This window comes from Achromobacter sp., from assembly GCF_036567245.1.
In the GTDB taxonomy this organism is placed as follows: Bacteria; Pseudomonadota; Gammaproteobacteria; order Burkholderiales; family Burkholderiaceae_B; genus Achromobacter.
In genome coordinates this window covers 1-17,999 of record NZ_DATCUY010000157.1, presented here as the reverse complement: position 1 = coordinate 17,999, position 17,999 = coordinate 1, and the positions used below count along the sequence as shown (strand labels likewise).

The window sequence follows — 17,999 nt, the reverse complement described above, 5'->3', positions numbered from 1 at the left end:
TTCGGTCACGGTCGTGGGCGGCGGCTTCATCGGCCTGGAAATCGCCGCCACGGCCGGCGCCCTGGGCCGCCCGGTCACCGTCTTCGAATCCGCGCCGCGCCTGCTGGCGCGCTCCGTGTCGCCCGAGGCCTCGGAACACGTCGCCCGCGTGCTGCACGAGTCCGGCGTCGACCTGCGCCTGTCCTCCGACCTGCAACATATCCGGACGGAGAACGGCCGCGTGCGCAGCGTGGTGGTCAATGAAGCGGAACATCCGGTGGACCTGTTGGTCGCCGGCATCGGCGCGGTGCCCGAGATCACGCTGGCCCAGGCCGCCGGCCTGGACTGCCTGAACGGCATCGTGGTCGACGGGCTGATGCAGACCTCGGCGCCAGGCATCTACGCCATCGGCGATTGCACGTCCTTTCCGTATGCCCGCTGGGGCAAGACGCTGCGGCTGGAATCGGTGCAGAACGCCAACGACCAGGCCCGCACGCTGGCCGGCGTCCTGCTCGGCACGAAGACGCCGTATCACGCCCTGCCCTGGTTCTGGTCCGACCAGGGCGCCTTGCGCCTGCAGATCGCCGGCCTCGCGCCGCCGGATACCGAACGCGTCCTGCGTCCGGGCGCCAAACCCGGCAGCTTCTCCATCCTGCACTTCGCGGAGGGCCATCTGGTCTGCGTCGAATCGATCAACGCGCCGATGGACCACCTGGCCGCGCGCAAGCTGCTGGAACTGGGGCTGAACCCGCCCCGTGAAGTGCTGGCCGACCCGGCCGTGCCGCTCAAGAGCCACTACTGAAGCGGACAAGGATGATCCGCGCCGGCGCGCCTCAGATATAGCCGGCGGCGCGGAACATGCGCTCGTAGATCTGGCGCAGGACCGCCTCCTTGCGCTTGTTGTACTCCATGACCTGCATCAACCCGGCCGCCGCCTCGCGCTTGGCCTGGGCGTACAGATCGCGGTCGGCATCATGCTGGCGCAGCCAGTCGCGGAACATCCGGTGCCGGATGTTCTCGGGGCAATCCGGACCAAACACGTGCAGGTTCACGCGCGGAGCGGCCAGCTGCAGCAGGCGGTGCTGGTGCCAGGACGGCTCCCGCAAGACCAGCAGGAAACCGGCGGCCTCCAGCGCGGGAACATAGGCGTCCTCCAGCACCGGGTCGGCTACCGTCAGATCGATATCTATCACCGGCTTGGCGGGCAGGCCCGGCACTGCCGTCGAACCCATATGTTCGACCGCCAGCGCGGCCGGCCCCAATGCCTCGCGCACCTGCGCCTCAAGCCGGCCATAGCGAACCGGCCAATCGGAGTCATAAGGTACGACCGCGACCGCCTCCGGCGCAGGCTTGCCGCGAACCCAGGGATCCTCGTCCGGGTCCGCGTCGTAGTGCCGCATGATTTCTTCAGGCGTGGGCGTGCGCCGGTTTCCTGCCAGGTTCAATTGCCGAAAGCGCGACGCAGGCGCTCCAGTTCGGCGATATTCAGGCGCTTCGCTTCCGCTTCGGCGTAGTTGCGCTCCCCTGATTCGTACGCACCTTTATAGATGCACTTGCTGCGCTTCGCGCACTCGCCTTCGGCGCGGGCAGTGGCGGAATACGATTGGGAACCTTGATCCGAAATCTTGGAACCGCTCGAAGAGCAGCCGGCCATCAGCGCAGCCGCAAAAATCGCCACACCCCAGCGGCTCAACGTTTGAATGGACATTTCCTGGCCCTACAGAAAAGCTGTAGCCGACTTTATAGCAGGCTCTTGAATTCGACGTTCAGGCGGCAATTGCTTCGAAACGTTGCCGCCTGCAAGGCGACAGCCGCGTCGTTATTCGTAAACGGGTCAAATCATCAGATACTGCGTCAACTTCTCCAGCATGGCGTCGCAGGCCTCCAGCTGCGAGAACTCGACGTACTCATCGGCCTTGTGCGCCACCTCGATGCTGCCAGGCCCACAGATCAACACCGAAGTCTGCGTCCATAGCTGCTGGAACAGCCCGCCTTCGGTGCCGAAGGCGGCCTTGGTGAGCGGCGTGTCTGGCGGCAGCCATGAGGCCAGCAGCGCGACAGCCTCCGAGTCGTCCGCCGTGGCAAGGCCAGGATAGCTGTTGACCACCTCGATCCGAGGGGGTTCGGCACCCGCCCGGGCGCCCGCGACGCGCATTTTCGACTTGGTGAGCTCCAGTACGCGCGCCAGGATCAGATTCGGGTCATCCTGCGCGACGTTGCGGATCTCGAAATTGACTTCGCATTCCGCCGGCACGATGTTCAGCGCCGTGCCGCCCTTGATGGTGCCTGCATGCACCGTCGTGTACGGCACGTCATAGCCGGCTTCGCGCGGCCCGTGTTCGGCAAGGTCATGCTGCACCTCACGCAGCGCGCCGATCAGATCGCTGGCCGTGTGGATGGCATTGACAAAAAACGGCGCCAGCCCGGAGTGGCCCGCCTGGCCGCAACACATGGCCCGATAGGCCGCCTTGCCCTTGTTGCCAGTGCCGATCTTCATCAGCGTGGGTTCGCCCACCACGCAGAGCAGCGGAGCCGGTTGCATGTGTTCCAGCGCGCGCAGCAGATGGCGCACCCCCACGCAGCCGATTTCTTCATCGAACGACAGCGCCAGATGCAAGGGCCGCGCAAGCGGCTGACGGGCCGCGCGGATCATGGCCATCACGGCGCAGGCGACGAAGCCCTTCATGTCCGCGCTGCCTCGCCCATAGATGCGCCCATCGCGCACGGTCGCCTCGAACGGCGGCGAAGTCCAGGGCTGGCCTGCCACGGGGACCACGTCGGTGTGGCCGGAGAGCAGGATGCCGGGCACATCCAAGGGGCCGACGGACGCGAACAGATTGCTCCGCCGGGCGTCCTGCGGGTCCGCCACCAGCGTGGATGCGATGCCGGCCTGCGCCAGCAGCTCTCGCACGCGTTCGATCAGCTCGATATTGGGCGTCAGCGTGACGGATTGAAACGCGAGCAGCTCGCGCAATAGGTCTGGACTGTTGTCGGGGATCGGTGTGCTCATGGCATGGACCTGCAGGAGGCGGACGGCGCACGAGCGCGCCGCCCGTTCATTTGCTTTCAGGAGGCACGTACGGGTCGAAAAAACTCCCTTCGCTCATGCCAGGAATGTACTGATCCGAGATATAGGCGCGGCAGCGCTGCATGAAAACCTCCGTCAGGCGCGACGGCTTCATCGGCTTGTAGGTGGTCAGGCCAAGCAGCATGGGGCGGTGTTCACCCACCAGGCGCAGCCGCACCAGCCGTTTGCCATCCAGCGCTTGCGTGGACTTCGGCCGCACGTTGAACAAGGCATAGCCGATCCCGTTGGCGACCATGGACCGCACCACCTCCTCCGAACGGGAACGCGCCACGATGTTCGGCTCCAGGCCGAACTTCGCGAATAACGACATGAAGTAATCGCGGCTCAAGGGCAGGTCCAGCAGCACCATGGGCAACCGTGCCAGCTCCTCCAGCGTCACCGCGATCTGCTGCGACAGCGGATGCAATTCGCTGACCACCACATGCGGCGGCAGGCGCGCCAGCGCCTCGAACGATATTTCGTCTCCCAGCCTCAGGTCGTAGCTCAACGCGACGTCGATCTCCAGCGAGTGCAGCTTGTCGATCAGCAACTGCTGGTCGCCTTCGGTCATGTGCAGATCGACTTTGGCGAATGCTCGCGAAAACCCGAAGATCACCTCGGGCGCAATCATGGCCGTGAGCGACTGGAAGCAGCCCACGCGCAAGGTGCCCTGGATGGTATTGCTGGAGACGGACGCGATCTTGTAGAGGCGCGACGCGCGCTCGAGCAGGTCTTCGCATTCGCTCATGACCTGCTGGCCCAGCACCGTCAGGGCCAGGCCCTTGGACGGATGCCGCACGAACAACTGCACGTCCAGCTCGGTTTCGACATGCGCGATGGCGGCCGAAATCGAAGGCGCCGAAATGTGAATCTGGTTGGATGCCGCGGCAATACTGCCATGCTTGGCCGTGGCGACGAAGTACTCCATCTGGCGCAGCGAAATGCGATTGAGCATAGTCCGAAGTGAGAAAACTGGAGCGGGCTGGAGGGAGGTGGCGTTCCGCCTTGCGGGCCGCCACCGCGGCCCGGCGCTGGCATCAGCCGCGCCGAGCAAAAGTGTATCCACTATGCCCGGATAAGGGGGCACGGCGCTCCTCGGGTTTTCTCGCACTAGCCGCCTGCCACAAGCAGTCACAGATTGCCTGGCACGCCGAAACTCGGCGCGGCGCGAGGATCCCTGGCGCGGGTGATGTAATCCTGGATCTGCGGCTCGTAGACCTTCCACGCCTCGTAAAGCGTTTCGACGGGGCAGCTTTCCACCCAGTCCATGCGCAGGTCGACGATGGGCCAATCCAGCTCCGCCACCACCAGCAGCCCGGCCGAATGCACCGGCCCCTCTTCGCCGCCAGCGGCCTGGCCCGCCAGCATGGCCTGCATCAGGCGCTCGGCCAACGAGCCCGACGCTTGCTCGAACGCCGCCAGCATGGCCGCGGGCACATCCAGCGACGCCAGCATATTGCCGGCGCAGGCGGCGTGCTCGCCCTGCGCGCTGGCCAAGCGGCCCAGCGCGTTCGCCCCGGTGAAGATGGCCGGCGCCTGCGTAGCGTCGATCGCCATCAACTGCCGGTAGCTGATAAAGGGACGCTCGGCCAGGGCCTGCAGCGCGCGCTGGGGCGAGTCGCCCTTGCCCATCGCCTCAAGGATGAGCGGCCCCAGGGCCGGGTCGGTGATGTTCTGGCTGACTGCGGCGCCCACGCCTGCACGCGCGCGGACGCAACGCGCCGCGACCGCCGGCGATGAGGACGAGACCGCCGCGCCAAATTGGCCGGTGGCCGGACAACGGGCAATGATGGAGAAAGTCATGACCTGCGCCTCCTGTGGTGTCAATCCGGAATAACGGCAGTCGCGTCGATTTCCACCAGCCATTCGGGGCGCGCCAACGCCGACACCACGATACCGGTGGACACCGGGAACACACCTTTGAGCCACTTGCCGACCACAAGATAGACCTCCTCGCGATAACGGGGATCGATGAGATAGATCGTGATCTTGCAGATATCCTGCAGTTCGCCGCCGGCTTCCTTGAGCAGCATGTCGATGTTCTTCATCGCCTGCTCGGCCTGCCCTCCCGCGTCGCCGATGCAGACGCTCTCGGACGTATCCAGGTTCTGGCCGATCTGCCCGCGCAAGAAGACCGTGCTGCCGCGCGCGACGACGGCCTGGCACAGATCGTTGTCGAGTTTCTGTTCGGGGTAGGTCGCCTTGGTATTGAAGGTGCGTATGCGCTTATGCTTCATGGCTCGTATCAGTATTAGGGTTTATCCGAAGACCCTGTGCCTGCCTGACTGGCAGCATCGCCCAAGGCCTTGACCTGTCCGCTGATGGTCTGCCCAAGCGGGGCCACGGCCTATTTGTTTTTTCTGGTGTCCCGTCTCGGAAATCCTGACGCGGGCGGCGCTCGCGACGATGCGCGTCACCATGCCTTCGGCGGCCTCGCCAGGCCATCAGGAAAATCTATCCATGCCAACGGAAAAGGCGACTTGGTCCCCCGGATCGTCTCTCTCATTATTGGCTTTCGCTGGCGCGGCCGGTGCGGCAGGCGCAGCGATGCCCGGCCCCGGATCGATGACCGACGCCACCTGAAGCAACCTCACCTTACAGGGGATCCGGATGAACACCGCCTCAACTCCCGCGCAAGCCGCCTATCCCCGATTCCGTTACGACGGCTCTGGCGACCTTGCCCGCATCGGGCTGATCTACATCGCCTCCAGCGTCGTGATGGAGGAAGAAATGTGGGCCATGTCCGCTCGCGGAGTGTCCACCCATACGGCGCGCATCAAGCTGCCCAAGGTCACTGTGCAGGGCATAGAGGAAATGATGAACGCCCCGGAGCTCGAACAGGCCGCGCGCCTGGCCGGCGCCGCCCCCATAGACGTGCTGCTGTTCGGCGGGACCAGCGCCTCCTTTCTGCATGGCACGGCCTACGACCAGGCTCTGATCCAGAAGCTGCGGCAATGGGTGCCGGGGCCGATGATCACCACGGCGTCCACCGCGACGCTCGCCGCGTTGAAGAAGGTCAAGGCCGGCAAGGTTGCGCTGGCCACGCCCTATCTCCCGGAAATCCACGAACGCGCGATCCGCTTCCTGCAGGAAAACGGCCACGAGGTCGTCAAGAGCGCCTGCCTCGGCATCTCGGATGACCACGCGTTGGCCGAGGTATCGCTGGAGAAAGTCTACGACCACGTGCTCTCGGTCGACCACCCCGACGCGACGGCCATCTTCGTCTCGTGCACCAACTTCAGGACCGTCGGGGCCATCGAGGCGCTGGAACAGAAGCTCGGCAAGCCGGTGATCTCGGCCATCCAGGCCTCGTTCTGGCATTGCCTGGATCTCACCGGCGCGGCAGGCGCCAAGCCCGGCTACGGGTTGCTGTTCAACGCAAACCTGTCCAGGGACAACACGATGTAAGCACTTCGCCGAAGTGCATGACCAATAAACAAGGGGAATAAAAATGCATCTTCACAAAACCATCACGGCGCTGACGCTAGCGGGCGCCTCGCTGTTCGCCCTGGCGCCCGCCCAGGCCGAGAAACTGGTGCTGGGCAACGAGGGGAGTTATCCGCCGTTCAGCATGGTCGACCCCTCGGGCCGCCTGACGGGTTTCGAACCCGATCTGGCGCGCGAGATGTGCAAGCGGATGAAAGCCGATTGCGAAATCGTCGTGATGGACTTCAAAGCCCTGATCCCGGCGCTGTTGCAGAAGAAGCTGGATGCCGTGGTCAGCCAGACCAAGCCGCTGCCGGAGCGCAAGGAAAAAGTGCTGTTCGGCCGCCCGGTGCTGTTCAACCCGGACTCCTATGTGGTGCCCGAGGCGAAGAACTACACCTTCACGCCGGCAGGCCTAAAAGGTGTGCGCATCGGCCTGCAACGCGGTTCGGCGCAGGCCAAATACGTGGGCGAGACCTTCGGCAACGCGGTTCAGATCGTGTTCTACGACAACCCCGACCAGATCCGGCTCGACCTGGCCAACGGCCGGCTGGACATGAGTCTCGGCCCCAAGATCAGCTGGACCAATGAGTTCCTGTCCAAGCCCCAAGGCAAGGGCTGGAAATTCGCCGGCGGCGACCTGTGGACCGGCGGCGGCGAAGCAGGCTCGAGCTGGATCGCCCGCAAGGACAGCGGCGACCTGCTCAACCGCATGAACGCCACGGTCGACACCATCATCAAGGACTGCACCTTCACCAAGCTGCGCAAACCCTATATGGAAGTGGAGCTCCTGCCCGAAGAAGCGGCCTGCCGCTAGCCGGATCCGCGCATGCCGCCAGGGCCTTCCGGCATCAGACCGCCGGGCCCTGGACGGAATTCTTCATACGCTTGCAAGGATTGCCTCATGCCTTCGATGGGTTTCGTGCAGCAACTCGCGACCGGCGCGCTGATGACGATCCAGGTCGCCGTCTGCGCCTATCTGCTGGCGCTCGCGATCGGGACGTTCTTTGCCCTGATCACGCTGCGGCCAACACTGCTGGCCAGGATCATCTGGATTCCGTACGCCTCCATCTTCACGGGAGTGCCCTCGCTGCTGGTCGGCTTCCTGTTCTATTACGGCGGCTCGGAGATTGTCGCCAGCCTGCTCGCGCCGTTCGGCGTCGGCCAGCGTGTCGAGATCACGCCCTTCATGGCCGCGGTGGCGGCGCTGGGCATGGTGTACGGCGCCTACCTGGCCGATCTGATACGCAGCGCGATCCAGAACGTGCCCCACGGGCAGTTCGAAGCCGCACGGGTATTGCTGGTGCCGCGCACCACCATCTGGCTGAAGGTGATCCTGCCGCAGATGCTGCGCCTGGCCCTGCCTGGCATGACCAATATGTGGATCGTCGTGCTCAAGGATACCGCGCTCATCTCCCTGATCGGCCTGAAGGAAATCATGGCCTACGCCAAGCTCGCGTCCGGCGTTACCAAAGAGCCCTTCGTCTACTACCTGCTCGCCGCCGCCTTCTTCCTCATGATGACCTGGCTCACCTACTACGTGGCCCGTCGCGTCGAAACATGGGCGGCGCGCGGCTTCCATCCCGTCGTGACCAAGGGAGCCTCGCATGCACTTTGATTTCCAGGTCGCCTGGGACAGCTTGCCCAAATTGCTGGCTGGCGCCGGCACCACATTCGCCGTGCTGCTGCCGGTGCTGGTCATCGGCCTGCTGCTGGCGCTGCCGGTCGCCCTGGCGAGCTTCCGGTCCGGCCCGCGCGCCCTCTTCGCCAGCAGCTACATCGGATTTTTCCGCGGCGTGCCCAGCCTGGTGCTGCTGTATCTGATCTACAGCGGACTGCCACAGTTCTCCATCGTGCGCGACACCTTTCTTTGGAACGTCTTCTCCAACGCCTATGTCTGCGCGTGGCTGGGCCTGGCGCTGACCCACTCGGGTTTCATGGCCGAGATCATCCGCGGAGGACTGGCGGCGATTCCCAAGGGCACCATCGAGGCCGCGCAGACCCTGGGCCTGAAGCCTGCGCAAATCCTGTTCCGCTTGCGCATCCCTCTGGTCGCGCGCTACGTGCTGCGCGCCTATCAGAATGAGTTGCTGATCATGGTGAAGAGCACGGCGGCCGTCAGCGCCATCACGCTGGTCGACCTTACCGCGGCCGCCAACACCGTGTTCGACTATACCTATGACCCGTTCACGCCCTTGATCACGGCGGCGGCCATTTATTGGTGCATCACCAACAGCATACGTCTTGGGTTCTCGATCGCGGATCGCAGGCTGAACCGCTATCTCGTCAGAATCTGAACCGCCCCGGCCGACCGTCCACCAGAGCGCGAATCATCATGACTGCCATCCTGTCCAGCATCACGCCGCCTTACTCCTCCGCCCTTGCCGACTGTGCACCTGCGGTGTCCATCTCGGGATTGAACAAGTTCTATGGCACGTTCCACGCCCTGCGGGATATCCACCTCGAAGTATCCAACGGGGAAATTGTCATCCTTTGCGGCCCTTCCGGATCCGGGAAATCATCGCTCATCCGCTGCATCAACCATCTGGAACAGCATGACTCGGGCGACATCCACGTCAATGGCACCGCGCTGACCCGACTCCCCCAGGACGTGGAAAAAGTCCGGCGCCAACTGGGCATGGTGTTCCAGAGCTTCAACCTCTTTCCGCACATGACGGTGCTGGAAAACTGCACCTTCGCCCTGAAAGTCGCCTTGAAGACTCCCGCCCGCGAGGCCGAGCAGACGGCGCGCGAGTACCTTGCCAAGGTCAATGTGATCGAACAGGCCGACAAGTATCCGATCCAGCTTTCTGGCGGACAGCAGCAGCGCGTGGCCATCGCCCGCGCACTCTGCCTGCGTCCGCGCATCATGCTCTTCGACGAACCGACATCGGCGCTCGATCCGGAATCGGTCGGCTCCGTGCTGCGCATCATGGAAGACCTGGCGCAGACCGGGATCACCATGATCTGCGTCACTCACGAGATCGGCTTCGCCCGCAAGGTGGCGGACCGCTGCGTCTTCATGGAGCGGGGCGAAATCATCGAGACCGCGCCCGCCGAACAGTTCTTTGCCTCGCCCAGGAGCGAGCGTCTGAGGAATTTCCTGGAACAGGTTTTGTAGTCAGACACATAGACAAGGGGTTTTCATGATCAAGAAACTTATTTGCGCGGGCATGCTGGCCGGCGCGGCTCTCGCCGGCACGGCGCAGGCGCAGGATGCCCTGGTGGTCAGCACCTGGGGCGGCAGCTTCCGCGATCTCATCGACGAGAACATTGGCCGCGAATTCACACGCCAGACCGGCGTGCCGGTGAAGTACATCACGGGCGGCACCATAGACCGCCTGAACAAGGCCAAGCTCGCCAACAAGCCGGAAAGCGACATCACGTTCACCACGTCGCACATCGGCTGGCTCTACGTCAATTCCGGCCTGTACGAAAAGCTCGACCTGAGCAAGATTCCCAACTACTCGCATCTGGTCGACCGGGCCAAGATCAGCCCGTACCACATCGGCAGCTGGGCCTACGTGTACACCATCGGCTACCGCCCCGACCTGGTCCCTGCCGACATCACCTTCAACAGCTGGAACGATCTGTGGAACCCGGCGCTGAAAGGCAAGCTGTCCGCGCCCGATTTCGACCCCAGCCACATCATCGACATTTCCGCCCTGCTGTCCGGCGGCGACGCCAGCACCTGGGAAAAGGGCCAGGAAAAACTCAAGGCCCTCAAACCCAACTTCAAGGCCTTCTACACCAACGACGCCAACAGCCAGCAGCTGATCGCCGCCGGCGAAACGCCGGTGCAGGTCGTGCTGTCCATGAACGCGTACTACATGATCGGCCAGGGCGTGCCCATCAAGGTGGCGATGCCCAAGGAAGGCGCGGTGCTGGGCGTGGACACCATGGCCATCATGAAGGGGAGCGCCAAGACCGACTTGGCCTACAAGTTCATGGACATCGCGCTGTCGCCCGAGGTGCAGGCCAAGATCGTGGCGGCCAAGAAGGCCAGCCCCGTCATCGACAACGCCAAGGTCTCGCCCGAGGACGCCGCGCTTCCGGGCGTCTTCACGACCAAGCAGCAATGGGATACCCAGGCCATCGTCATCGACGACAAGCTGCGCGCCGAGAAAACCGCCGAATGGCGCAAGTGGTTTACCGAGAACATCATGAACTGATTGCCGGAGGCCGCGGCCTCACGGTCCGCGGCCTCCCCTCGTTCTCACCGTACACGATGGATGGGTACACCATGGATGCGCGTTCCACACTGAGGGGATGGCTGATATCCCCGGCAAGCTTCATCGCGCTGTGCATCTGCGTCGCCATGGCGGCCGTGCTGCAGTACAGCTTGCGCACTTTCATTCCCGGCTCCTTGGATGTCGGCGGCCTGACGCTGACGAATTTTTCGGGCCTGGGCAAGCAGATCTACCTCGATGCCTTCACCAACACCTTGCGCCTGAGCGTGGAGACCACGGTCTGCTCCCTGCTGGTGGCCTACCCGCTGGCGTATGCGCTGGTCCGGGTGCGCAACCGCTACATCAAGTCCTTCATCCTGATCGTATCCATTACGCCGCTGTTCCTGGGCGAGATCGTGCGCACCTATTCCTGGATCATCGTGCTGGGCAGCACGGGATTCATCAATTCGATGCTGCTCAAGCTGGGCATGATAGATACGCCGCTGACGCTGATGTTCAGCCACCTCGGCGTGCTGGTGGCGCTGGTGCACGTCACCGTCCCCGTGGTCGTGCTGATGCTGGCCACCGCCATCTCGCACATCGACCGCGATTACGAGAAGGCCGCCGAAAGCCTGGGCGCGGGGCCGGTGCGCACCTTCCTGACCATCACCCTGCCGCTGTCCATGCCAGGCATCCTGGCCAGCATCACCACCTCGTTCGCCTGGACCTTCAGCGCCTTCGCCACGCCGCAGATGATAGGCGGCGGCCGCGTCCCGACGGTCTCCACCCTGGTCTACCAATTGGGATTCTCGTCGATGAATTTCCCCTTGGCAGCCAGCCTGAGCGTCATGGGCCTGGGACTGACTGCGATCTCGCTAATGCTGCTCGGCCGCGTCACGCGCCGTCTCAAGGCCATCGGAGGACACTGACATGAGTATCCGCAAATCCCTACCTCTGTGGCTACGTATAGGCGCGCCCGTCCTGATCACGCTCATCCTTGCCTTCGTGCTGCTGCCAGTCGTGGTGGTGGTGCTGGCCTCCTTCAATGACAAAGCCTTGCTCACCTTTCCGCCGCAAGCCTGGTCCTGGCGCTGGTTCGAGCGTGTGTTCACCTACTCCGATTTCCGTGACGGCTTTCACGCCAGCATGGTGGTTACGCTCTGGTCATCGGTGCTGGCGCTGATCATCGGGACCGGTCTGGCGATCGCGGTCAAGCGCATGGCGTTTCCCGGCAAGAACATCCTGCAGGCCATCCTGCTTTCGCCGCTGGTGATTCCGCATTTCACGGTGGGGCTGGGCTTGCTGATCCTGGTGGCGCAGCTGAACATCGACCGCGGCTACGGCGTCGTGATCCTGTGCCACGTGATCCTGGTTCTGCCGTTCGTGCTGCGCAGCGTCTATGTCTCGATGGAAAACCTGGACGAGCGCCTGGAGCAGAGCGCCGCCAGCCTGGGGGCCTCCCCGGTGCGGGTGCTGTTCACGATCACGGTTCCCTTGCTGGCGCCCGGTCTGTTCGGCGGGTGGCTGTTCGCGGCCATCATGTCGTTCAGCGAGTTCACCGCGTCGCTGTTCGTGACCACCCAGAACACGCAGACCCTGCCGGTGACCATGTACAACTATGTGCGCGAGTTTGCCGATCCGACCCTGGCCGCGCTGTCGGTGGTGTACATCGTGGTGACCGCCAGCCTGTTGATCTTCGCCAACCGTTTCCTGGGACTGGGCAGGATCCTCAATATCGAGGACAACCACTAGAGAGTTCTGGCTGGAATATTGCCGATTGGTTTTGTGAGGTCAGGTTCTTGAGCCGCCGGCGTCCGGGCTGCGGGATTCCGATGCTCGCCCCGGTGGGGCTGCGCTTCGGATCCCTCCGCCCGGCCACCGGCTCACAGCATCTACCCATGAACGGGGTTTAAAACCAACTCATGAGGCCGCTGTCAGCCGAGGACCCCGGAGCCATCCGAAGCGCAGCCCCACCGGGGCGAGCATCGGAATGGCGCAGGGCAGCCTCGGCGACTAAAGAACCCCGACGTCCGCAAGCTCGAAGTCCTGCCGCCCCGCGCTTCGGTTCTGTGAGGTCAGGTTCTTGAGCCGCCGGTGGCCGGACTGCGGGATTCCGATGCTCGCCCCGGTGGGGCTGCGCTTCGGATCCCTCCGTCCGGCCCCCGGCTCATAGCATCTGCCCATGAACGGGGTCCGAAACTAACGCATTGGACGACTGCCAGCCGAGGGCCCCGGAGCCATCCGAAGCGCAGCCACACCGGGAAGAGCATCGGAATAGCTGTCCACCGCGCTCCCTACCGTAGGATGGAAACGGTCGTCGCCAAATATCTCGGTCAATTCGAAGCGCTTGAGCTTGTCGCGCACGGGGTCCTTCATTTCCGCGAAATGGAGCGCGGCGCCCCGCTGGGCCAGGCTGCGGCTCAGTTCGCGCAACATGTCCGCCGAGGTGACGTCGACGCTGGTGACCGGCTCGGCGGCAACCACCACCCGGCGCACCGGCGTGGGCGAGGCGTCCACGGCTTCCATCAGGCGTTGCTGGAACAGCTCGGCATTGGCGAAGAACAGCGGCGCGTCCCAGCGGAACAACACCAGGCCGTCGATCAGCGAGGCATTCGGATAGCGCTTCAGGTCATGGTAACCGCGCAGGTTGGGCACCCGGCCCAGCACGGCGTAGTGCGGGCGCCAGCCGTCCCACAGGAATTCGATGACGGCGAGCACCACGGCCAGGCAGATGCCGGGGATGGCGCCGAATACGGCGACGCCGGCAAAGCACGCCATCGACAGCCAGAACTCCCATTGCTGGATGCGGTAGATGCGCCGCAGGTCCTTGAATTCGAACAGGCCGATGGCCGCCGCAATCACCACGGCGGCCAGCGCGCTGTTCGGCAGGTAACGCAGCAGGCTGGGCGCCGCCACCAACAGGCCCGCAACGGCAACCGCGCCCACCACGCCCGTGAGCTGCGTCCGCGAACCCGCCGCCTCGGCCACCGGCGTGCGCGACGCGCTGCTGCTGATGGGAAAGCCTTGGAAAAAACCCGCAGCCAGGTTGGCCACGCCCAGGCCCACCATCTCCTGGTTCGGATCCACCCGCGTCTTGGTGCGCGCGGCATAGGTGCGCGACAGCACGCTGGTATCCGCGAAGGCGATCAGCGCGACCGCGCAGCCGCCCAGCGCGATCTTGACCAGGTCCGCGTTGCTGAGCCACGGCAAGGCAAACTTGGGCAGTCCCTGCGGAATCTCGCCCAACACTTTCACGCCCAGCGAATCCAGATGCCACAGGCTGACCGCCAGCGTGGCCAGGATCACCGCGATCAGGATGCCCGGCACGCGTTCGAAGCGCTTGAGCAGCAAGATCACCGCCAGGGTCGCCGCCCCGACCGCGAAGCTGTACCAATTGGTCTGGCCCTGGTACACGGCCTGCCCCAGCTGCATCAGTTCGCGCAGCGGACCGGCGTCCTCGATGGAGATGGCGAACAGCTTGGGCAACTGGCTGACCAGCACCGTCAGCGCGATGCCGTTCATGTAGCCGTAGCGGATCGGCTTGGATAACAACTCGGTGATGAAGCCGAGCCGCAACAGCCCCATCACAATGCAGAACAGCCCGGCGACGAGAGCCATCAGGCTGGCCGCCGCCACCGCCCGCATGGGATCTCCTTCCGAAACGCTGAGCACCACAGCCAGGATGGGCGCGGCCAGGGCAGAGTCCGGCCCCAGCACCAGGATGCGGCTGGGGCCGAACAGCGCATAGGCCAATAGCGGAATGATGGTGGCATAGAGGCCGTAAACGCCTGGGACACCGGAAGCTTCGGCATAGGCGATGCCGACCGGCACCAGCATGGTGGTCAGCACCAGGCCGGCGGCCAGGTCCTTGGGCAGCCAGGTGGCCTGGTATGACCTGAGTGCCGCCAGTCCGGGCAGCCAGCGCAGCCAGCCAGGGGCGGGCACGTCCTTGGAAGCGGGAGTGTGGGATGCCATGGAATCTTCGTAGTATGAGCGGGGGGCTGGCGGTTGGTGTCAGGCTGCAAATCCGGTAGCGCCGATTCCATAGTCTGACGCATTATTCATTGTTGTGGCCATCCATGACGGCGCGCCGGACAGCGTCCCTCCGTCATACAAATAGAGGCAAGTATCCACATGACACAGATGAACAATCCCGAAGATGTCCCCCGCGCATTCCAGGCCGCCTGGAACGACCATGACATGCAGGCGCTGGGCGCGCTGTTCCATGACGACGCGACCTTCGTGAACCGGTTCGGCCACTATGTGCGCGGCGTGGAGGAAATCGTCAAGATGCATGCGCCTGTCCACGCCACCATCTATAGCGACTCCACGCTGGCGAACGAACTCATCGACGTGGCGCCGGTCGGCGACGATACGGCTATCGTGCACTTCTGGAGCCGCCTGGCGGCCGGCGCGGCCCATCCCGCAGGCGCGCATGCCGTGGACACTTTGATTCTTGCCGTGCTGACGCGGCGGGCCGGCGCCTGGCGCATCAAGGCGCTGGAAAACGTCACGCTGGTGAATCCCCGCACGGGGGTGCCGGTGCTGCGGGACGGCGGCTGAGCCCCCATCTACCTCTGCTTACAAAGAACACCTCCGCGGCGCCCGTCGCGGGAATGGCGTCGGCGCAACAAATAGCGGTAATCTGGCGAACCTTATCGGCAGTCCGCACTGGAAGATCCCATGTCCTATCTGCTTTTCATCGTCGAACCGGTGGGCCAGCGCGGCCAGCGCACGCCCGAAGAGGGCCGCGAAGCCTACGCGCAAATGGTGCGCTACGCGGAAGACCTGACGTCGCGCGGCCTGCTGGTCCGCGCCGAATCCCTGAAGTCCGAATCGGAAGCCGTCCGGCTGCAGGTCCGCGACGGCCAACGCTCCCTGGTGGACGGTCCTTACGCCGAGGCCAAGGAAATGATAGGCGGCTTCTTCCTGCTGAGCTGCGATACCCGAGAAGAAGCGCTGGCGTTAGCGGCCGAGTGTCCGGCCGCGCAATGGGCCACGGTGGAAGTGCGCGAACTGGGCCCTTGCTTCATGTAGGCGCAAGGCCCATGGCGGAGCGGCGACTGGCGCGCGCGCCGGTCATACGATTCAACAGTTCCCTTTCTTTGCCTGGCCCGGCGGACAGAAGCCGCCACGGCCGCCGCCGTCGTGGGGATCGACGATGACCGCGCCGCTAGGGGTATAGACGGCACAGCCCGTCAGCAAGGACGCCAGCAAGGCAAGACTGCACAGGATTTTCATATCGGTGTTTGAAGTTGTAGACGCTGCGAGTGTATGGACGCGGGCTGCAACCAGGGCTGTGCCTTTGTAACCGTGTACGGACTGATTTTCCTGGTACTTACCCTAGGTCCATCATTCTTCTGTCGATTTCGCGTCTTGCCGTTCGTCGTGCCAGTACAAGCCCACCCTCGGGCTGTGTTTTCTGAATCGAGGAGTCTCAGGAATGCGATACATGATCATCGTCCGCGCCACGCCGGACAGTGAGGCCGGCGTGATGCCGCAGGAAAGCCTGCTGGGCGCCATGGCGACCTATCACGAAGCCCTGGCCAAGGCCGGCGTGCTGCTCGACGCCAACGGACTGCATCCCTCATCCAAGGGCTGGCGGGTGCAGTACGACCAGGGCCAGCGCAAGATCGTCGACGGCCCGTTCGCCGAGACCAAGGAGCTGATCGCCGGCTACACCATGATCCAGGTGCGGTCGCGTGAGGAAGCCATGCAATGGGCGCTGCGTTTTCCCGAGCCCTTCCCTGGCCAGCCCTGCGCCGTCGAAGTGCGCCAGGTCTTCGAACTGGACGAGTTCGGCCCCAGCGAGGGCGTCGAACGCTACCGCCGGATACCCGGCAACGGCCAATGAGCACGCTCGCCACCCCCACCACCAACGGACTTCATTCATGCTGAAAACCCTGCTGCTCATCGTCCTGGCCGCTATCGCGCTCGTACTGGCCTACGCTGCCACGCGCCCGGACACCTTCCGCGTCGAACGCAGCGCGCGGATCCAGGCGCCGCCTGCACGCCTGTTTCCCCTGATCAACGATCTGCACGCCTTCAACACCTGGAATCCCTACGAAAAGAAGGACCCCGCCATCAAGGGCACCTACGGCGCCGTGACGGCGGGCCCGGGCGCGACCTACGCATGGGAAAGCAAGGAAGTAGGCGTGGGCCAGATGCAGATCGAAAGCGCCGTGCCGGACGCTTCGGTGGCCATGCGGCTGACCTTCATCAAGCCCTTCTCCGCCGTCAACCAGGTCAACTTCACCCTGGCCCCGGCAGGTGACGGCACGCAAGTCACCTGGGCCATGGAAGGTCGGCTGAATTACGTCGCCAAATTGATGCACCTCTTTTTCAACATGGACAGCATGGTCGGGAAGGATTTCGAAGACGGGCTGGCCAACCTCAAGACCCTGGCAGAAAGGCGCTAGGACAATCACACTAAAAGGAAGCGGGAACATCATGCACAACCAGATCTTCGTCAACCTCCCCATCAATGACATGCAGAAATCGCAGGCCTTCTTCAAGGGTCTGGGCTTCAGCTTCAATCCGCAGTTCACCAACGACCAGGGCGCCTGCATGGTCGTGAGCGAGAACATCTACGTCATGTTGCTGGTAAAGGACTTTTTCCAGACCTTCACCGACAAGCCGGTGGCCGACGCCAACAAGACCACCGAGGTGCTGATCGCGCTGTCCTGCGACAGCCGCGCCGAGGTGGACGAACAGGTGGCGCGCGCCCTCGCCGGCGGCGGCACCGCCCCACGGCAGCCCCAGGACCACGGCTTCATGTACGCCCACGGCTTCGAAGACCTGGACGGCCATGTCTGGGAGCTGGTGTACATGGTTCCTGGCGAAGTGCCCAACGTATGACGCAGGCGGCCGTGCATCGCGCCATCGAGGCGGTCTGGCGGATCGAGGCCGCCAGCGTCATCGCCGGCGTCGCGCGCCTGGTGCGCGACGTCGGGCTGGCTGAAGAACTGGCGCAGGATGCCTTGGTCGCCGCCCTGGAACGCTGGCCCGAAACCGGCGTGCCGGACAACCCGGGAGCGTGGCTGATGACTACCGCCAAGAACCGCGCGCGCGACCGGCTGCGGCTGAACGCGCTGCATACGCGCAAGCACGAGCAGATCGGGCACGAGCTGGAGGCCTTGCAGGCCGACGTCGAGCCCGATTTCGTCGACGCGCTGGACGCCGCGCGCCAGGATGACATTGGCGACGACCTGCTGCGGCTGGTGTTCACCGCCTGCCACCCGCTGCTGTCCACCGAGGCGCGCGTGGCGCTCACCCTGCGCCTGCTGGGCGGGCTGACCACGGCCGAGATCGCGCGCGCCTTCCTGGCGTCGGAATCCACCATCGCGCAGCGCATCGTG

Annotated in this window: 22 protein-coding genes; 15 read left to right on the top strand and 7 right to left on the bottom strand. The window is 64.2% G+C overall.

Going from position 1 to position 17,999, the window contains the following annotated elements; translation table 11 throughout:
- A partial coding sequence (locus VIR09_RS06985) for an NAD(P)/FAD-dependent oxidoreductase (RefSeq protein WP_332012216.1) occupies positions 1-781 on the top strand: 781 nt, incomplete at its 5' end.
- Positions 782-812: 31 nt separating this feature from the next.
- Here the strand turns inward: VIR09_RS06985 and VIR09_RS06980 are convergent.
- The 6 genes from VIR09_RS06980 to VIR09_RS06955 all read right to left on the bottom strand — a co-directional run bounded on the left by VIR09_RS06980 (position 813) and on the right by VIR09_RS06955 (position 5,283).
- Positions 813-1,379 (bottom strand): GrpB family protein, encoded by a 567-nt coding sequence (locus VIR09_RS06980; RefSeq protein ID WP_332012215.1) that lies wholly within the window; start codon positions 1,377-1,379, stop codon positions 813-815.
- A gap of 41 nt (positions 1,380-1,420) precedes the next feature.
- A complete protein-coding gene (locus tag VIR09_RS06975) occupies positions 1,421-1,687 on the bottom strand; it encodes a hypothetical protein (RefSeq protein ID WP_332012214.1) in 267 nt (88 codons plus the stop codon).
- A gap of 126 nt (positions 1,688-1,813) precedes the next feature.
- Positions 1,814-2,989 carry an acetylornithine deacetylase gene (gene argE, locus VIR09_RS06970; protein WP_332012213.1) on the bottom strand — a complete coding sequence of 392 codons (1,176 nt, stop codon included), beginning with the start codon at positions 2,987-2,989 and terminating at the stop codon, positions 1,814-1,816.
- Between the two features lie 46 nt (positions 2,990-3,035).
- On the bottom strand, positions 3,036-4,001 hold the full coding sequence (locus VIR09_RS06965) for a LysR substrate-binding domain-containing protein (RefSeq protein WP_332012212.1): 966 nt from the start codon (positions 3,999-4,001) through the stop codon (positions 3,036-3,038).
- A 176-nt stretch (positions 4,002-4,177) separates the two neighbouring features.
- On the bottom strand, positions 4,178-4,849 hold the full coding sequence (locus tag VIR09_RS06960; RefSeq protein ID WP_332012211.1) for a DUF1028 domain-containing protein: 672 nt from the start codon (positions 4,847-4,849) through the stop codon (positions 4,178-4,180).
- Between the two features lie 20 nt (positions 4,850-4,869).
- Positions 4,870-5,283 (bottom strand): RidA family protein, encoded by a 414-nt coding sequence (locus VIR09_RS06955; protein WP_207468643.1) that lies wholly within the window; start codon positions 5,281-5,283, stop codon positions 4,870-4,872.
- 373 nt (positions 5,284-5,656) lie between these two features.
- Between VIR09_RS06955 and VIR09_RS06950 the strand changes: the two genes are divergently transcribed.
- From VIR09_RS06950 to VIR09_RS06915, 8 genes are all read left to right on the top strand, one after another.
- Positions 5,657-6,454: an Asp/Glu racemase gene (locus VIR09_RS06950; RefSeq protein WP_332012210.1), complete on the top strand. Its 798-nt coding sequence runs from the start codon at positions 5,657-5,659 to the stop codon at positions 6,452-6,454.
- A 43-nt stretch (positions 6,455-6,497) separates the two neighbouring features.
- The gene (locus VIR09_RS06945) at positions 6,498-7,289 is read left to right on the top strand and encodes a transporter substrate-binding domain-containing protein (RefSeq protein WP_332012209.1); all 792 of its coding nucleotides are present in this window, start codon (positions 6,498-6,500) and stop codon (positions 7,287-7,289) included.
- Between the two features lie 87 nt (positions 7,290-7,376).
- Positions 7,377-8,090, top strand: a complete 714-nt coding sequence (locus VIR09_RS06940; RefSeq protein WP_332012208.1) for an ABC transporter permease subunit — start codon at positions 7,377-7,379, stop codon at positions 8,088-8,090.
- Positions 8,080-8,769, top strand: coding sequence for an ABC transporter permease subunit (locus VIR09_RS06935; protein ID WP_332012207.1), 690 nt, complete (start codon positions 8,080-8,082; stop codon positions 8,767-8,769). Before VIR09_RS06940 ends, VIR09_RS06935 begins: the two co-directional genes overlap by 11 nt.
- Positions 8,770-8,807: 38 nt before the next feature.
- Positions 8,808-9,593, top strand: a complete 786-nt coding sequence (locus tag VIR09_RS06930) for an amino acid ABC transporter ATP-binding protein (protein ID WP_332012206.1) — start codon at positions 8,808-8,810, stop codon at positions 9,591-9,593.
- Positions 9,594-9,618: 25 nt separating this feature from the next.
- Positions 9,619-10,644: a polyamine ABC transporter substrate-binding protein gene (locus VIR09_RS06925; protein ID WP_332012205.1), complete on the top strand. Its 1,026-nt coding sequence runs from the start codon at positions 9,619-9,621 to the stop codon at positions 10,642-10,644.
- A 71-nt stretch (positions 10,645-10,715) separates the two neighbouring features.
- Positions 10,716-11,570, top strand: a complete 855-nt coding sequence (locus VIR09_RS06920; protein ID WP_332012204.1) for an ABC transporter permease — start codon at positions 10,716-10,718, stop codon at positions 11,568-11,570.
- 1 nt (position 11,571) lies between these two features.
- The gene (locus tag VIR09_RS06915) at positions 11,572-12,393 is read left to right on the top strand and encodes an ABC transporter permease (RefSeq protein ID WP_332012203.1); all 822 of its coding nucleotides are present in this window, start codon (positions 11,572-11,574) and stop codon (positions 12,391-12,393) included.
- A gap of 447 nt (positions 12,394-12,840) precedes the next feature.
- On the opposite strand, the gene VIR09_RS06910 is transcribed toward VIR09_RS06915, so the two are convergent.
- The gene (locus VIR09_RS06910; protein WP_332012202.1) at positions 12,841-14,616 is read right to left on the bottom strand and encodes a SulP family inorganic anion transporter; all 1,776 of its coding nucleotides are present in this window, start codon (positions 14,614-14,616) and stop codon (positions 12,841-12,843) included.
- A 159-nt stretch (positions 14,617-14,775) separates the two neighbouring features.
- Between VIR09_RS06910 and VIR09_RS06905 the strand changes: the two genes are divergently transcribed.
- From VIR09_RS06905 to VIR09_RS06880, 6 genes are all read left to right on the top strand, one after another.
- Complete coding sequence (locus VIR09_RS06905) at positions 14,776-15,204, top strand: SgcJ/EcaC family oxidoreductase (protein ID WP_332012201.1); 429 nt, start codon at positions 14,776-14,778, stop codon at positions 15,202-15,204.
- A gap of 120 nt (positions 15,205-15,324) precedes the next feature.
- Positions 15,325-15,678, top strand: coding sequence for a YciI family protein (locus tag VIR09_RS06900; protein ID WP_332012200.1), 354 nt, complete (start codon positions 15,325-15,327; stop codon positions 15,676-15,678).
- Between the two features lie 406 nt (positions 15,679-16,084).
- The gene (locus VIR09_RS06895; RefSeq protein WP_207472591.1) at positions 16,085-16,495 is read left to right on the top strand and encodes a YciI family protein; all 411 of its coding nucleotides are present in this window, start codon (positions 16,085-16,087) and stop codon (positions 16,493-16,495) included.
- Between the two features lie 37 nt (positions 16,496-16,532).
- Positions 16,533-17,060, top strand: a complete 528-nt coding sequence (locus tag VIR09_RS06890) for an SRPBCC family protein (protein WP_332012199.1) — start codon at positions 16,533-16,535, stop codon at positions 17,058-17,060.
- A 31-nt stretch (positions 17,061-17,091) separates the two neighbouring features.
- Positions 17,092-17,499: a VOC family protein gene (locus tag VIR09_RS06885; RefSeq protein WP_332012198.1), complete on the top strand. Its 408-nt coding sequence runs from the start codon at positions 17,092-17,094 to the stop codon at positions 17,497-17,499.
- A partial coding sequence (locus VIR09_RS06880) for a sigma-70 family RNA polymerase sigma factor (RefSeq protein WP_332012197.1) occupies positions 17,496-17,999 on the top strand: 504 nt, incomplete at its 3' end. The genes VIR09_RS06885 and VIR09_RS06880, both read left to right, overlap by 4 nt.

Excerpts from the sequence above, each read along its gene's own strand:
- VIR09_RS06960 (WP_332012211.1), bottom strand. The coding sequence starts at position 4,849 with ATGACTTTCTCCATCATTGCCCGTTGTCCGGCCACCGGCCAATTTGGC.
- VIR09_RS06925 (WP_332012205.1), top strand. The coding sequence starts at position 9,619 with ATGATCAAGAAACTTATTTGCGCGGGCATGCTGGCCGGCGCGGCTCTC.
- VIR09_RS06935 (WP_332012207.1), top strand. The coding sequence starts at position 8,080 with ATGCACTTTGATTTCCAGGTCGCCTGGGACAGCTTGCCCAAATTGCTG.
- VIR09_RS06910 (WP_332012202.1), bottom strand. The coding sequence starts at position 14,616 with ATGGCATCCCACACTCCCGCTTCCAAGGACGTGCCCGCCCCTGGCTGG.
- VIR09_RS06980 (WP_332012215.1), bottom strand. The coding sequence starts at position 1,379 with ATGCGGCACTACGACGCGGACCCGGACGAGGATCCCTGGGTTCGCGGC.
- VIR09_RS06890 (WP_332012199.1), top strand. The coding sequence starts at position 16,533 with ATGCTGAAAACCCTGCTGCTCATCGTCCTGGCCGCTATCGCGCTCGTA.
- VIR09_RS06895 (WP_207472591.1), top strand. The coding sequence starts at position 16,085 with ATGCGATACATGATCATCGTCCGCGCCACGCCGGACAGTGAGGCCGGC.
- VIR09_RS06900 (WP_332012200.1), top strand. The coding sequence starts at position 15,325 with ATGTCCTATCTGCTTTTCATCGTCGAACCGGTGGGCCAGCGCGGCCAG.
- VIR09_RS06950 (WP_332012210.1), top strand. The coding sequence starts at position 5,657 with ATGAACACCGCCTCAACTCCCGCGCAAGCCGCCTATCCCCGATTCCGT.
- VIR09_RS06940 (WP_332012208.1), top strand. The coding sequence starts at position 7,377 with ATGCCTTCGATGGGTTTCGTGCAGCAACTCGCGACCGGCGCGCTGATG.
- VIR09_RS06930 (WP_332012206.1), top strand. The coding sequence starts at position 8,808 with ATGACTGCCATCCTGTCCAGCATCACGCCGCCTTACTCCTCCGCCCTT.
- VIR09_RS06945 (WP_332012209.1), top strand. The coding sequence starts at position 6,498 with ATGCATCTTCACAAAACCATCACGGCGCTGACGCTAGCGGGCGCCTCG.
- VIR09_RS06975 (WP_332012214.1), bottom strand. The coding sequence starts at position 1,687 with ATGTCCATTCAAACGTTGAGCCGCTGGGGTGTGGCGATTTTTGCGGCT.
- VIR09_RS06955 (WP_207468643.1), bottom strand. The coding sequence starts at position 5,283 with ATGAAGCATAAGCGCATACGCACCTTCAATACCAAGGCGACCTACCCC.
- VIR09_RS06965 (WP_332012212.1), bottom strand. The coding sequence starts at position 4,001 with ATGCTCAATCGCATTTCGCTGCGCCAGATGGAGTACTTCGTCGCCACG.
- VIR09_RS06915 (WP_332012203.1), top strand. The coding sequence starts at position 11,572 with ATGAGTATCCGCAAATCCCTACCTCTGTGGCTACGTATAGGCGCGCCC.
- argE (WP_332012213.1), bottom strand. The coding sequence starts at position 2,989 with ATGAGCACACCGATCCCCGACAACAGTCCAGACCTATTGCGCGAGCTG.
- VIR09_RS06885 (WP_332012198.1), top strand. The coding sequence starts at position 17,092 with ATGCACAACCAGATCTTCGTCAACCTCCCCATCAATGACATGCAGAAA.
- VIR09_RS06905 (WP_332012201.1), top strand. The coding sequence starts at position 14,776 with ATGACACAGATGAACAATCCCGAAGATGTCCCCCGCGCATTCCAGGCC.
- VIR09_RS06920 (WP_332012204.1), top strand. The coding sequence starts at position 10,716 with ATGGATGCGCGTTCCACACTGAGGGGATGGCTGATATCCCCGGCAAGC.